This window comes from Methylomonas sp., assembly GCF_023228165.1.
Lineage (GTDB): Bacteria > Pseudomonadota > Gammaproteobacteria > Methylococcales > Methylomonadaceae > Methylomonas.
In genome coordinates, this window is record NZ_JALOBS010000002.1 from 1 (window position 1) to 14,300 (window position 14,300).

General features: G+C 49.9%; 14 protein-coding genes and 1 pseudogene. 3 read left to right on the forward strand and 12 right to left on the reverse strand.

The features are described from left to right. From M0R33_RS01315 to M0R33_RS01335, 5 genes and pseudogenes are all read right to left on the reverse strand, one after another. Window positions 1-127: pseudogene (locus tag M0R33_RS01315) on the reverse strand (ribulose phosphate epimerase); the annotation flags it as partial. Between the two features lie 148 nt (window positions 128-275). Beyond that, on the reverse strand, window positions 276-923 hold the full coding sequence (gene hxlA / locus M0R33_RS01320) for a 3-hexulose-6-phosphate synthase (RefSeq protein ID WP_292563905.1): 648 nt from the start codon (window positions 921-923) through the stop codon (window positions 276-278). A gap of 195 nt (window positions 924-1,118) precedes the next feature. Then, window positions 1,119-1,706 carry a UbiX family flavin prenyltransferase gene (locus M0R33_RS01325; protein ID WP_292563908.1) on the reverse strand — a complete coding sequence of 196 codons (588 nt, stop codon included), beginning with the start codon at window positions 1,704-1,706 and terminating at the stop codon, window positions 1,119-1,121. Between the two features lie 13 nt (window positions 1,707-1,719). After that, window positions 1,720-2,664 (reverse strand): prolyl aminopeptidase, encoded by a 945-nt coding sequence (gene pip / locus M0R33_RS01330; RefSeq protein WP_292563911.1) that lies wholly within the window; start codon window positions 2,662-2,664, stop codon window positions 1,720-1,722. A 136-nt stretch (window positions 2,665-2,800) separates the two neighbouring features. Beyond that, window positions 2,801-3,712 (reverse strand): hypothetical protein, encoded by a 912-nt coding sequence (locus M0R33_RS01335; protein WP_292563913.1) that lies wholly within the window; start codon window positions 3,710-3,712, stop codon window positions 2,801-2,803. Between the two features lie 372 nt (window positions 3,713-4,084). On the opposite strand from M0R33_RS01335, the gene M0R33_RS01340 reads away from it, so the two are divergent. Both M0R33_RS01340 and M0R33_RS01345 read left to right on the forward strand, forming a co-directional pair. Then, complete coding sequence (locus tag M0R33_RS01340) at window positions 4,085-5,179, forward strand: FAD-dependent oxidoreductase (protein WP_292563918.1); 1,095 nt, start codon at window positions 4,085-4,087, stop codon at window positions 5,177-5,179. Between the two features lie 71 nt (window positions 5,180-5,250). After that, window positions 5,251-6,264: a quinone-dependent dihydroorotate dehydrogenase gene (locus M0R33_RS01345; RefSeq protein WP_292563921.1), complete on the forward strand. Its 1,014-nt coding sequence runs from the start codon at window positions 5,251-5,253 to the stop codon at window positions 6,262-6,264. Here the strand turns inward: M0R33_RS01345 and M0R33_RS01350 are convergent. The 7 genes from M0R33_RS01350 to M0R33_RS01380 all read right to left on the reverse strand — a co-directional run bounded on the left by M0R33_RS01350 (window position 6,261) and on the right by M0R33_RS01380 (window position 13,367). Then, window positions 6,261-7,541, reverse strand: a complete 1,281-nt coding sequence (locus M0R33_RS01350; RefSeq protein WP_292563923.1) for an HD-GYP domain-containing protein — start codon at window positions 7,539-7,541, stop codon at window positions 6,261-6,263. The two genes, M0R33_RS01345 and M0R33_RS01350, sit on opposite strands and share 4 nt — an antisense overlap. A gap of 89 nt (window positions 7,542-7,630) precedes the next feature. Continuing rightward, entirely contained in the window at window positions 7,631-8,962 is a 1,332-nt protein-coding gene (gene pmbA / locus M0R33_RS01355) for a metalloprotease PmbA (protein ID WP_292563925.1), read from the reverse strand. A gap of 21 nt (window positions 8,963-8,983) precedes the next feature. Beyond that, window positions 8,984-10,423, reverse strand: coding sequence for a metalloprotease TldD (gene tldD, locus M0R33_RS01360; protein WP_292563927.1), 1,440 nt, complete (start codon window positions 10,421-10,423; stop codon window positions 8,984-8,986). A gap of 33 nt (window positions 10,424-10,456) precedes the next feature. Then, window positions 10,457-10,978, reverse strand: a complete 522-nt coding sequence (locus M0R33_RS01365; protein WP_292563931.1) for a hypothetical protein — start codon at window positions 10,976-10,978, stop codon at window positions 10,457-10,459. Further along, complete coding sequence (gene rlmJ, locus M0R33_RS01370) at window positions 10,906-11,751, reverse strand: 23S rRNA (adenine(2030)-N(6))-methyltransferase RlmJ (protein ID WP_292563934.1); 846 nt, start codon at window positions 11,749-11,751, stop codon at window positions 10,906-10,908. The genes M0R33_RS01365 and rlmJ overlap by 73 nt, the downstream gene beginning before the upstream one ends. A gap of 28 nt (window positions 11,752-11,779) precedes the next feature. Continuing rightward, entirely contained in the window at window positions 11,780-12,130 is a 351-nt protein-coding gene (locus M0R33_RS01375) for a DMT family protein (RefSeq protein ID WP_292563937.1), read from the reverse strand. Between the two features lie 7 nt (window positions 12,131-12,137). Further along, window positions 12,138-13,367: a multifunctional CCA addition/repair protein gene (locus tag M0R33_RS01380; protein WP_292563940.1), complete on the reverse strand. Its 1,230-nt coding sequence runs from the start codon at window positions 13,365-13,367 to the stop codon at window positions 12,138-12,140. Between the two features lie 91 nt (window positions 13,368-13,458). Between M0R33_RS01380 and M0R33_RS01385 the strand changes: the two genes are divergently transcribed. Next, a complete protein-coding gene (locus M0R33_RS01385; protein WP_292563943.1) occupies window positions 13,459-14,247 on the forward strand; it encodes a sulfite exporter TauE/SafE family protein in 789 nt (262 codons plus the stop codon). Window positions 14,248-14,300: the final 53 nt, after the last annotated feature.

Consider the following 14,300-nt stretch of genomic DNA (forward strand, 5'->3'; position numbering starts at 1 on the left):
CGTTCCACAATACTTCTGCGATGTCAGCCATCCCCATCGGGGCTCCAGGATGTCCTGAGTTGGCTTTTTGTACGGCGTCCATGCTGAGTGCGCGGATGGCGTTCGCTAAGTCTCGGCGCGAAGGCATAAGGTGTCTCCTTGTATTTTTTTATTGCTGAGTGCGCGGCGATAATTGCCGCTTTTTATTCAGGTATTTAAAACGAACAAAGGACGAGTGGCTGACGCCACTCGTCCTTTAGCGTGCCTAGTATAAGCTAGGTAAAACCAAAGCTAACTTATGCAGCTGCAGCGTCAACCAATTCGCGAATTTCGCGAGCTGATTCCGCTGGAGATGGCGCACCGTAGATTGCCGCACCCACTACGATAATGCTTGCACCGGCTTCAACTACTTGTTGCACAGTGGCTTGTTTGATACCGCCGGCAACAGAGATACGTACACCCAGACCCAAACCAGCAATTTCATTTAAATCACTGAAAGGGGTGTGACCTGCCGCTTGCGCGTCCAGACCGGTGTGAATACCCATGATTTGCGCGCCCAGAGCAACGGATTCTCTAGCGCAAGCAGCTTTGTCAGCTACATTGATCAAGTCGATTTGAGTTTCAGCAGCGTGTTTTTTCGCTGCTTTGATAACGCCGGCAATAGTTGCCATACCAGATACACCCAGTACGGTACAGATGTCAGCGCCTGCGGCATAGAAAGCGCCTGCTTCGTACTCGCCGGCATCCATGGTTTTCAGATCAACCAACAACAATTTGTCTGGAAAACGTTGTCTCAGTTCTTTAACCAGGTTAATACCGTTGTATTTGATGCAAGGGGTACCGATTTCAAAAATATCAACATAAGGCGCTACTTGATCTGCCAATGCTACGGTTTGGTCGAAATCCAGTGAGTCTAACGCCATTTGAATTAATGGTCTTGCCATGGGATGTGCTCCGATTGTTACAGTTATAGTTATAAGAACCGCTCATCAGCGTGTTAGCAACCTGCCAAAAGGGCAAATAGTGCACTGTCGTTGATGAGCAATAAAAAAGCTGGCAGCAACTCTAAATCAGAATTGGGCACCCTGTCAATTGAAAGCCTGCCATTTACTTACTAATTTTCGTATTTTATCGATTTTTTATCCTTCATTACCCAAACCTGCCCAGGGTTTGAATAAGCCATCGATAGACACGCCATACATATCTAAAATTCGTCCCACGCCTTCATCCACCATTGCTTTGACGGAGTCTGATTTATTGTAAAACGCCGGCATGGGCGGGAAAATAATACCACCCATCTCGGTCACTGCAGCCATATTTCGAATATGCGCCAAATTCAACGGCGTTTCCCGTGGCACCAACACTGTCTTACGCCGTTCCTTTAATGCCACATCCGCCGAGCGAGAAATCAAGTTATCGCCGAAACCATGAGCAATTGCCGCTAAAGTTTTCATCGAGCATGGCGCCACAACCACGCCTTCCGTTTTAAAGGAACCACTGGCTATACAGGAGGCAATATCGTTGATACCGTGAGTGACGTCCGCTAATTGATACAGCGCTGCACGATCCATATCCAGTTCGTATTTCAAATTCACCAGACCGGCAGCGGAAATCACCAGATGCGTTTCCCATTCCGGCAAATCCTTTAAGATTTGCAGCATACGCACACCATAAATGGCGCCTGTCGCACCGGTCATAGCAATGACCAGCCGCTTTTTGTTTGTCATAAGTCCCTATTTGCTAGACCAAAAGAGCAGCCATTTTATCGGCGGCATCAACCAATGCAGCTATCATTTCCTCGCCTTTGGCAACATGCCCGGCACTCGGCAATACCCGATATTCAGCCAGCGGCAACGCTTGATGCAAGCGCCAACCGGCTTCCAGCGGACAGGTTAAATCGTTTTGACCGTGGATAATGATAGTAGGAATATCTTGCAGCAGCAGGCAATTTTGCAGAATTTGGTTCTCGGTAATGAAATAATGATTTCGGGCATAGTGTAGCTCCATTTGCACCTGCTTGACCGCCTGCGTATCCGGAGACGCGTCGACAAGCGCAAACTCCGCGCCTAACGCCACCTGACCACCCCACAATTGCCAGTGCATAGCCGCCTGCCCAGCAATAGTTTGATCCTCACCAAAAACAGCATCGCATAACTTATCCAACACATCTTCGGCAGCTGAAGCCCCCACAGCATCCAGCATATCTTGCCAGCGTTGCGGATAAATACGATTGACGCCATCCTGCAAAAACCAACGCATATCCGCCTGGCGAGCCAGAAATACGCCGCGCAAAATCATACCCGACACTCGCTCCGGGAATCGCTGCGCATACAGCAATGCCAAGGTCCCGCCCCAGGAACCGCCGAATAATAACCAGCGCTCGATGCGTAACCGGATTCTGACCCGCTCCATATCCTCTAATAAATTTTGGGTGGTATTTCCTTCCAGCGCGCCAAAAGGCAGCGATTGCCCGCAACCGCGCTGGTCCAGCAAAATGATGTGGTAAAGCTCGGGATTAAAAAATCGCCGGTGGTCCGGCTTAGTTCCAGAACACGGCCCGCCATGCAGAAAAATCACCGGCAGACCAGCCGGATTACCGGATTGCTCGACATAGACCTGATGCACACCACCTGTATCGAGCCAAAAAACATGAAATGGGGAAGTTTCGGGATAAAGAGGCTTCATAGTCAGTTAAAACATTAATATCCAGACATAATTGATTAGCCCTAATTATGCCTGCATTGGATCTATCGCCGCCATTTCAGCATAAAAAAAGGGAAGGCTTTCGCCTTCCCTTTTTGCTAGCTAAATAAGGGACAAATTAGAATTTGAAACCTAAGTAACCACCGGCGGTGAAACCATTATTAGGTGTGCCGTCGATTTTGCTGGTCATGTAGTGATAGCGAGTATCCGCGCCGATTACGATACCTCTGAACAAATCGTATTCAGCACCGGCGCCGAAGTTCATACCGGCGTTCAACACGGATACCGCGTTGGAAGGTACGCCCAGAATGTTAACATCCAAACCCACTGGGATAATCCAAGGACGGAATTTGCTGCCGTGCATGAATTTGATTTTTGGAGAGGCATTGATTCTCAAACGGGCGTCAGTAGACGTGCCATTTTGTCCGTTGAGTGCAACCTGTGTTGCACCATCGGCTGCTGCAACAGCGTTAAGAGTGCCATTTGTCAATGTATTAGCACCAGTACCATATTGAGCATATTCGAAACCAAACTCAATCATGAAAGAGGTGTCATCCATCAAACCGAACAAGTCGTTGTTGACGTTAAAGTCGAATGCACCGCCAAAATAGTAGCCATCGGCGTTAGTATTATTGGAAAGCAAACCACCATCGGTTAACACAGAATTAGTGTTAGCACGCGCGTGATCAAGCTTGCTCCAACCGCCACGAACCGCAACCAAGTTGTCTTTAGAAGTTGAAACCGCAGGAGCGGATTTCATGGACGCCATCCAATGATCCAACTCCTGTACTTTAGCGGCTTCGGTAGACGCTTGGGCAGAAGACGACTTAACGCGGCTTAATTCAGCTTGCATGGCAGCCATTTGATCAGTCATTTGTTGCATTTGTAATTCCAGAGCCTCGGCTTTTCTGGCAGCGGCATCGGCAACGCGTTCAGCTTTATTGTCCGCCGCTTGTGTAGGGGCAACCATGGCCATGGATAATGTCGCTGCGGCGATGCCCAGCGCTAATTGGGTTTTATTTAAAGTCATTGCTGTCCCCCAAGGGTTTATTGTTGTTAACCAGTCTGCTTTTTGCTTAATTGCAACACAGGATTTTTCTACGTAGGCAATAATAGCAGCAGTTCCTCTTCCTTACAAGTTTTAGTCTAATTTTTTTTAACAAAAAAAATCATTAATTATCAATAGTATACAAGCCAACCATAAAGCTAGTTCAGTTTGTGTTAAAAAAAAACAACACTTAGTTTAAAATTTGCACAAATAAATTTGGTCTATTTTTAACGCACCTATTTGGTGCGCAAATATCAATCTGCAACCCACTCTGGCGCAACCATCCCGCTAGAAACCGGCAAGTATTCCCTTTTCGTGTTAATTTGTCGCTTACTTAAGACAGTCCGTTTTCACATGACCCAAGATATAGACATTCTGATCATAGGCGGCGGTATTAGCGGCTTATTAACCGCCCGCGAATTACAAATGGCAGGCCGCAACATCACCGTTATCGATAAATCGAACTCCGGTCAAGAAGCATCCTGGGCCGGCGGCGGCATCTTACTGCCCATTTATCCTTGGCGGCAGGCCGATGCGATTTCCGATCTGGTTATCGCCAGCATACAAAGTTATCCCAAGCTGAGCCAAGAACTGCTCGACACAACCGGCATTGACCCGGAATGGCTGCCTTGCGGGATGTTGATTTGCAAAAACCCGGACTACGACTTAGCAATACAATGGTGCAATAAACGCCACATTTCCTACCAAACGCCACCTGCTGGATTACTTGAAAATATCAATACCCGTTGCGACCGACCTTTATGGCTGCCCGACATTGCTCAGGCCCGTAATCCGCGTCTGCTAAAATCGCTAAAAGCCTATTTACTTCAAACAGGCGTGCGTTTTATCGAAAACACCGAGATTACCGGCGTTGAATTTCAGCATAGGCGCTTACAAAAAATTCTTACACTTGAACGATGCTTCAGTCCTCGTCATACCGTTGTCTGCGCGGGCGCCTGGAGCGCGGATTTCTTAAACCGCTGGCTGCCGCAAGCATCAGTAAAGTTACAGATTCAACCGGTACGCGGGCAAATGCTGCTATTCGACGCCCAACCCAACACTCTGAAGCACATGATTTTGGATGGTGATCACTATCTGATTCCACGCCGCGATGGCAAAATCTTGGCCGGCAGCACAGTCGAACAAGCCGGGTTTACCAAAATCACCACCACGGAAGCCAGGGAACATCTGTATCACTTTGCCGTCGGCCTAATGCCTGAATTGAAAAACCACCCGGTCTGCGAGCATTGGGCAGGTCTGCGGCCCGGCACTCCCGAAGGTATTCCCTATATCGGCTTTCACCCCGATGCAGATAACCTCAGCGTCAATGCCGGACATTTTCGCAACGGCCTGGTCATGGGGCCGGCATCAGCCCGATTACTGGCCGACTTGATTTTACAGAGAACGCCTGCATTAAACCCCACAGCCTACGCCCTGAACCGCCGTTAATTTGGTTTACTGCCGAGCCGCCATATCGGGTTACACTTTTCGCCAACCCGACCTATACCTTCCAAAACACCATGAATCTTTATCCTTTATTACGCCCCGTATTATTTAGCCTGGACCCTGAAACCGCCCACAACGTTACTTTAAAACTATTAAAACTGGCCGAACAAACCGGCCTGTCAAGCTTGAGCCGAGCGCAATCAACCGATAAACCCCTTACCGTCATGGGCCTGAATTTTAATAATCCGCTCGGACTGGCCGCCGGCCTGGATAAAAACGGCGATTATATCGATGCATTGGCCGCACTGGGCTTCGGTTTTATTGAAATCGGCACGGTAACCCCACGCCCACAACCCGGCAATCCCAAGCCGCGCCTGTTTCGTTTGCCGGAACATCAGGCCATTATTAACCGGATGGGATTTAATAATTTCGGCATCGATCATTTATTGCAACAGGTTGCCCAATGCCGCTATCGCGGCGTACTGGGAATCAACATCGGCAAAAATGCCGACACTCCGATGGAAAACGCCATTGAAGATTATTTGATGGGTTTACGTAAATGCTATCTGCCGGCCAGCTATATCACGATCAACATAAGCTCGCCCAACACCAAAAATTTGCGTCAATTACAGCAAGGCGATGAGATAAAATATTTGCTGGAAGCCTTAAAACAAGAACAACTCAAATTACAGGCCGAGCACGGAAAATACACGCCTCTGGCGGTAAAGATTGCCCCGGACTTAAGCAACGAGGAAATTCGCCGTATTGCGGAATTGCTGCTGGAATTTAGTATCGACGGCGTCATCGCCACCAACACCACAGTTGCCCGCGACAAAGTACAAGGCCACCCTTACGGCAATGAAACCGGCGGCCTCAGCGGCGCACCGGTCAAAGAACGCTCAACGACAGTCGTGAAGGATTTGGCTGCTGAATTAAACGGCAAACTACCGATCATTGCGGCGGGAGGCATTTTGAACGGCGACGACGCCCAGCAGAAATTCCGGGCCGGCGCCAGTTTAGTTCAGATATACAGCGGCTTGATTTACAAAGGCCCGCGGTTATTAGAAGATATCTTGCAAACCATTTAAGGCTTTGCCTGCTTCCAGCCTTTCTGCAACAACCCGCTTTGATAGTATTTAAGCAAATCGATACCGCACTCATCGGCGCGCAGCACGGTGGAAATCTTTAATGGCTGCCCGTCGAAAGTCGCACTGCTTAAAGCCAAATCGACCACGAATTCTTGGCAGGGCATTTTTTGCGTATCCCGCAACATCAGAATTTTCGGTTTAAGTTTGGCCTTTGGGTTAACTTCAATCACCATGGCTATTTCGCCGCTATTGAGCTCCACCAGACTTCCGGCCGGGTAAATCCCCAAACACTCAATAAATTTCATCGCCAATCCCGGGTCAAGATGACCGTTGGAAGAGGACTCGGTAAGAATTTTAATAGCATCGAGGTGCGATCGGCCTTTTTTATAGATCCGATCGCTACTGACCGCATCATACATATCGGCAATGGCCACCATCCGCGTATAAGGCGTGATTTGCTCCGCCTTCAATTGCCGCGGATAACCTTCACCGTCTAATCGTTCGTGATGGGTAAACGCCACATCCACCGCACCGCTATACATACCGCTAGTAGTCAATAGAATTTTCCACCCCATGACGGCATGGCTTTGCATGACCGCCAATTCCTCGGGGCTTAAGCGTCCGGGCTTGTTGAGAATTTCCAGCGGCACCCGCATTTTGCCCATATCGTGCATCATGCCGCATAAGCCGACGTGGTTGAGTTCCTCGACCGGCAAATTCACCTGCCTGCCCAATGCAATCGAAAAAATGCACACATTCATGCTGTGCTGGGCGGTATATTCGTCGCGATTTTTTAATTGCGTCATCAACATCAACGCATCCGGCGCGTTCAATACACTATCGACACAGTAAGCTACCGCTTTTTTGGCGGCCAAAGCGTTGATGGGCCGCCCAAATTTCACTTCCTCCATAAAGTTTTTAACCAAGCCGCTGGCTTTTTGATAAATAACTTCGGCTTTACCAATTTCGTGCTTAAAAGATGTTCGTTTGGCGGGAGGCTGGACTTTTTCCAGAAAATCTGGCGTGTAGCTCGTGCTTCTAGCTACATATTGCGGCACTTTGACCTGTTTTGTAGTGTCGATAAATACAAAATCGCACTGTTTTTGCACGGCATCGATATCGGCTTGATTTTTTAATTCAAAGCCTTGGAAACGGAAATTGGTCTCCAGCCAGGGCCTATCGAGTCTGGACACAAACATGCCGATTTTCAGATCCTTGACGCCAATCTGAACCTCTTCGACCGAATCAATCAATAAATTGTTAATCTTGTTTTGCATGGTCGCGCGTGTCCGCCGCTAGCCTCAAATCGTTCGATTAGATTTCAATCTAACAGAGCATATTTCAATACATTGAAAATGCGCTGGATTTATTCACCTGCTATCGCCATCTGCTCCAGCAAAACGGAGCCCACCCGAATATTGCCACGCAAATCAACATCACTGCCTATTGCCACAATATTGCGCAACATGGTCTTTAGGTTGCCGGCAATGGTAATCTCCTGCACCGGATATTGGATTACGCCGTTTTCCACCCAAAAACCGGAGGCACCGCGCGAATAGTCGCCCGTCACTCTGTTTACCCCTTGCCCCATTAATTCGGTAACCAGCAAACCGGTGCCTAATAACTTCAGCATGCCGGCAAAATCGTTTTGGCCCGACTCAACGGTCAGGTTATGCACACCGCCGGCATTCCCGGTAGTTTGCATGCCCAACTTGCGGGCGGAATAGGTGCTGAGTATATAACTGTGCAAAATACCGTTGCCAACAATATCGCGGGCATTTGTCGCCACGCCTTCCGCATCGTAACTGGCACTGCCCATGCCGCCGATTAACAAGGGCTGCTCATGAATACGCACGAAATCCGGCAGAATTTGCGTATCCAGACTATCCAGCAAGAACGAAGATTTACGGTATAAACTGGTGCCACTGATGGCGCCCAATAACGAACCGATCAATCCCGCAGCCATTTCCGGCGCAAATAGAACCGGACATTGGCGAGTGCTGAGACTACGTGCATTCAACCGGGCAACGGTGCGTTTAGCGGCTTTTTCGCCGACAAATTGCGCCGACTCCAGCAAAACCGGATTACGCGCCACGCTATACCAATAATCGCGCTGCATGCTGTCGCCACTGCCGGCCAACACCGAACAACTGATGGAATGTCGACTGGACTGATAACCCTGCAGAAATCCCAGTGAGTTACCAAATACGCGGGTACCCTGATGACTATTGACTGACGCCCCCTCGGAATTGCTGATGGCCTTATCAAAATGGCGCGCGGCATTTTCACATTCAATAGCCAAGGTAATGGCTTTTTCTGCATCGATGTCCCAAGGATGATTCAAGTCCAGATCGGGAAACTCGGTCGCCAACAATGCCGGGTCGGGCAAGCCGGCGTATTCGTCCTCACTCGCGTAGCGGGCAATACTGCAAGCGGCTTTGATGGTTTCCTTCAAGGAGTCGGCCGAAACGTCGTTAGTACTGGCCGAGCCTTTTTTCTGGCCGAAATAAACAGTCACGCCGATACCTTGATCGCAGTGATACTCTATGGTTTCCACATCGCCCAGGCGCGCGGATACCGACAAGCCGTTGTCGACGCTAAATGCGGCTTCCGCCGCAGTGGCACCTTGTTGTTTTGCTTCGTCCAGCAATTGCTGAACCACGTCTTTTAAACGCCGAATTTCGTCCTGATTTTGCACGTTATGTTCTCTTAAATTCGATTACAGACTGGTACCGCCGACGGTCATACCGTCGATTTTCAAGGTTGGCTGTCCGACACCGACCGGCACGCTCTGCCCCTCTTTGCCGCAAGTGCCGACGCCGCTGTCCAACTGCATGTCGTTACCGACCATGGATACTTTCGTCAATACGTCAGGGCCATTGCCAATCAGCGTGGCACCTTTGACGGGCCGGGTGATTTTGCCGTTTTCGATCAAATACGCCTCGCTGGCGGAAAACACGAATTTTCCGGAAGTGATATCCACCTGCCCACCGCCGAAGTTGCGCGCATACAGGCCCTTTTTGACGGAACGGATGATTTCTTCAGGGTCGCTTTGCCCCGGCAGCATGTAGGTGTTGGTCATGCGCGGCATCGGCAAATGTGCGTAAGATTCGCGCCGGCCATTGCCGGTGGGTTTGACACCCATCAAACGGGCGTTTAATTTGTCCTGCATATAGCCTTTTAAAATACCATTTTCGATCAGTACGGTATTTTCAGTGGGCGTGCCTTCGTCGTCTATGCTCAAAGAGCCGCGCCGACCCGGCAAAGTCCCATCATCGACCACCGTGCATAAATCGGAAGCCACCCGTTCGCCTACTCGGCCGCTGAAGGCCGACGTGCCTTTACGATTGAAGTCGCCTTCCAAGCCATGACCAATGGCTTCATGTAACAAAATACCCGGCCAACCCGGCCCCAGCACTACAGTCATATTACCGGCCGGCGCCTCTTCGGCTTGCAGATTGATTTGCGCCTGCCTGACTGCTTCGCGGGCAAAGTCCATGGCCCGGTCGCCTTCCAGAAAGTAACTGTAGTCGCTGCGCCCGCCACCACCCATGCTGCCTTGTTCGCGGCGACCGTTTTCCACCATGATGACACTGACGTTCATGCGCACCAACGGCCGTACATCCGCCTGCAGCGACCCGTCCTGATTGGCGACCAGCACATTGTCATAGGCCGCGACCAAGCTGACCATCACTTCTTCGATACGGCTATCCAACTTGCGGGTTTCCGCATCCACCCGTTTCAGTAAATCGATTTTGTCCTGATCAGCCAAGGAACTTAGCGGATTCAACGGCCTGTATAACTGTGGCCAATTTTGAGCGGTTTGAATGCTGTGTTGGGCGTGCTGGCCCTGCCTGACAATGGCTTTGACGTTGCTGGCTGCTTCCAACAAAATCGGCAATTCGATGCGGTCGCTATAGGCAAATCCGGTTTTATCACCACTGACTACCCGCACCCCGGCACCATGCTCAATGGAATGACTGCCTTCCTTGACAATCCCTCCCTCTAAAGACCAGGATTCAAAGTGGCTGGATTGAAAGTAAATATCGGCCGCATCCACCGGTGCACTAAGCAACGTCGACATGACCCGGTCAATATCCTGCGGTAGCAGACTATTGGCAACGAGAATAGATTGTTTGACTTGTTCAGTTAAAGGCATGATGACTCTAAAAATTAATTAAACGGTAACAGCTTACATCACAAAAAACGAAGCCAGGTAAGCGACACCTAGCGCTGTGACAAGCAAAGCAACTTTGTAAGGTAAGGTCAATGTAAGCCAATAGAGTTCCCATTCAGTTTTCCGGCGCACCCAGATTTCAAGTGAACGCCGTTTAAAATAATGATAAAGACGCGGCAAGGCTTTCCATAATGTATAGGAAATATAACCGCCAATCAGCAGCAAAATATAAAAAGTGACAATTTGACTGGTGTGATGTTCGGTATGAAAAAAATGCTCTATCAGGTGCTCGATTCCGAGCTCAAACCATTCGAATGACTCATATAACAACTCGAAGAATAGGTGCGAGATTTCAGTTAACAGTTCCATTGTCAGATCATAAAAAACCAATAACAACGTCACAAACGCAACAATAATCAAGCCAAAATGTTTTTTAATCATGCCCTTTCCCGCGACATCCCGATTTAAACCCCTTCGGGTACCAACCATTCCACTTTCCAAGTCCCTCGCCCCTCCGTCAAGGCCTGATTCAACCATACCAACAAGGTCTCGGCTTGCGTTTGCAATTGCCAGGGTGGATTGATAAACAGCATACCAGAACCTGTCATGCCTCGCAGCGCGCCGTCTTCGCTTACACTATGCTCTATGCGCAACTGCTTGGGAATCTCCGTGGCCCGCATGCGCTGCAACATTCTATCCGTAACGGCACGATCGATAATCGGATACCACAATGCGTAAACACCGGTCGCAAAATGTCGATGTGCGTTTTGCAATGCTTCCACTACTTTGTTGTAATCGGATTTCACTTCGTAACTGGGATCGATCAGGATCAAACCGCGTTTTTGAATCGGCGGCAGTTTTTTGCTCAGGCGTTCCAAGCCGTCTTCCTTGGCTACGCCGACTTGTTTATCGCCGGCAAATAATTGCTGCAAGCTTTCATAATCGCTGCTGTGCAATTCCGACAACTGCAGGCGGTCGTGCGCTCGAATCAAGCGCCGCACCAATTGCGGCGAGCCGGGATAGCGCACCAATTGCTTACCGGTATTTTCCGCCCGCACCGCAGCCAGGTAATCTTTGATTTCTTCCGGAGGCTGAGAGGCCGACCAGATACGGCCTATGCCTTGCCGGTATTCGCCGGTTTTTTGGGCAAACTCGGATTTAAACGAATATTTGCCGGCACCGGCGTGAGTGTCGATGTAAACAAACGGCTTGTCTTTCTGTTTTAAGGCATTGATCGCCAATGTAAGCAGACTGTGCTTTAACACATCGGCAAAATTGCCTGCATGAAACCCGTGGCGATAACTCAACATAGTGGCATTCCGTTTTTTGATTGTGCACTCAGGCCCACTTGGATCTGAACATGAAATAAATGGCTCCCATCAGACACAACCCCGCCCACAAATAATCCCGGGATATAGGCTCTTTCAGATAGTAAATCGAAAAGGGTACGAATACGCTTAAAGCGATCGCTTCCTGCATGATTTTTAACTGGCCGACATTGAGGGCGGTATGACCGATGCGGTTGGCCGGTACCTGTAATAAATACTCAAAAAATGCCAACCCCCAACTGAATAAGGCCGCCAATAACCAATGTTTGTGATTGAGTTCTTTTAAATGAGCATACCAGGCAAAGGTCATGAACACATTACTGCAAATCAGCAGGCTGATGGAAATAAAAACCGGCGTCATGCGGGACTTATGAATGATGGGTTTGCTTCAAGGAACTCAGGGCCTGACTGCGCAATTGCAGAATAGCGGCGCCGATTTGCGCGCCCTGCAAGTTGTCTTGTAAAACCTGCCGCGTATCGACAGCCAATGCGGCTTGAGCGGCTTTGCTAATGTACTCGGCTTGCGGATATTCGTTATCTTCGAAGCCGGTCCGGCCGCGGGCATCCGCTTCGCAGGCCAATAAAAAATCCTGTAAGTGGTTATCGGCTTTAAAAGCACCTATGGCTTGCAGCATGTCGACCAAAGTGTCGCTGCGCAATTCGTATACCCGGTGACAATGGGTGTGATACTCCATAACCTGCGCGCATAGCGTTTTAAATACTTTTGGTACCCGCAAGCGCTGACAAAAGCGATCCAGCACCGGCAAACCTTTACGTTCGTGCCCATGGTGACTGGGCCATTTTTGCGGATCCGTCAACGCCTTACCCAAATCGTGCAGCAAAGCAGCCAGACGAACTTCCGGTTTGCTGGACAATTTGGCGGCCAGGGTAAGCGACATCAGGCTATGCACGCCGGTGTCGATTTCAGGATGATATTTAGGGGGTTGCGGCACGCCGAATAATGCGTGAATTTCAGGAAAGATTACCGCCAAAGCATCGCATTCCTTTAAAGTCTGGAAAAACCCGGCGGGAGTGGTTTCGCATAAGGCTTTATTCAGTTCAGCCCAGACCCGTTCGGCAACCAAGTGGTCTGCTTCGCCGCTTTTCACCATGGACTGCATCAGTTGCCGGGTTTCTTCCGCCACCTTAAAACCCAAATGGGCATAGCGCGCCACAAAACGCGCCACCCGTAAAATGCGTACCGGATCTTCGCTAAACGCCGGGGAAACGTGCCGCAGGATACGGTTTCGCAAATCCTGTTGTCCTTGAAAAGGATCAACCAGCACACCGTCTTCGCCTATTGCCATGGCATTAATGGTCAGATCGCGGCGCAGCAAGTCCTCTTCCAGCGTTACCCGCGGATTGGCATCAACGTCAAAACCTTTGTAACCCGGCGCGGTCTTGCGCTCGGTACGCGCCAACGCATATTCATCGTGGGTTTGCGGGTGCAAAAACACCGGAAAATCCTTTCCAACCGGTTTGTAACCTTGCCTGAGCATGGTTTCGGGCGTTGCACCCACGACCAACCAATCGCGCTCCAACACAGGATAATCCAGTAAACGATCCCGTACTGCACCGCCAACTAGATAAATTTTCATTAAACCTGACTCGCCTGTTTGATGGATTTAAACGCACAGTATAAATGAGTCGGTATCATAGTGCTTTGCTTATTCGGACACTGCGGTCATTATGATAGAAATTTTTTTAGCCAGCCTATTGCTGGGCTCGATAGCCGGCCTCAGCGCCGGTTTATTCGGCATTGGCGGCGGGGTATTAGTGGTACCCTTTTTAAGCTGGCTGTTCACGGCCCACCAGTTCGAATCGGAGCAAATCATGTTGATGGCGGTCGCTACGGCATTAGCTTCCGCGTTGTTCACATCCGCGGCATCGGTGCGCACCCATTTCAGGCTGGGTAATATCATCTGGCCCAGGGCTTTGCGGTTGGCGCCCACCCTATTCGCGGGAGCAGTCTGTGGCGCCACTCTGGCCGAATACATTAGTGCTGGCGTACTCCGCAAAGTATTCATCGTTTATCTTTTATACACCAGTTTGCACATGGTACTACCGAAAAATACCGCCCGCATGGCCGGCAAATTGCCCGCTGGTTTCGACTACCCGATAGGTTTATTCGTTGGTAGTATTTCGGCTGTTTTAGGTATAGGCGGCGGCTCCATGAATGTCCCCTACCTCGCACACGCCGGTTTGCCGATGAAAAATGCCGTTGCCACCTCGTCTGTGTGCGCCTTACCGATCGCATTTTCCGCGGCCGCCAGTTATATCTTCCTGGGCTGGCAAAACGCCGCCCTGCCGCCGGACAGTTTCGGTTACGTCTATCTGCCGGCTTTTCTGGGTATAACCGTAACAGGCGTCTTCACCGCACCGATAGGCGCCGGACTGGCCCATCGCTTACCCGCCCGACAGCTTAAACGCTATTTTGCGTTGATTTTGTTGCTGATCGCTTTAAAAATGCTGGGCTAGTCGGGGAACTTGTATCGCCAAGCATCGCTCATAAGCTTGCTGTGCCAGACCCT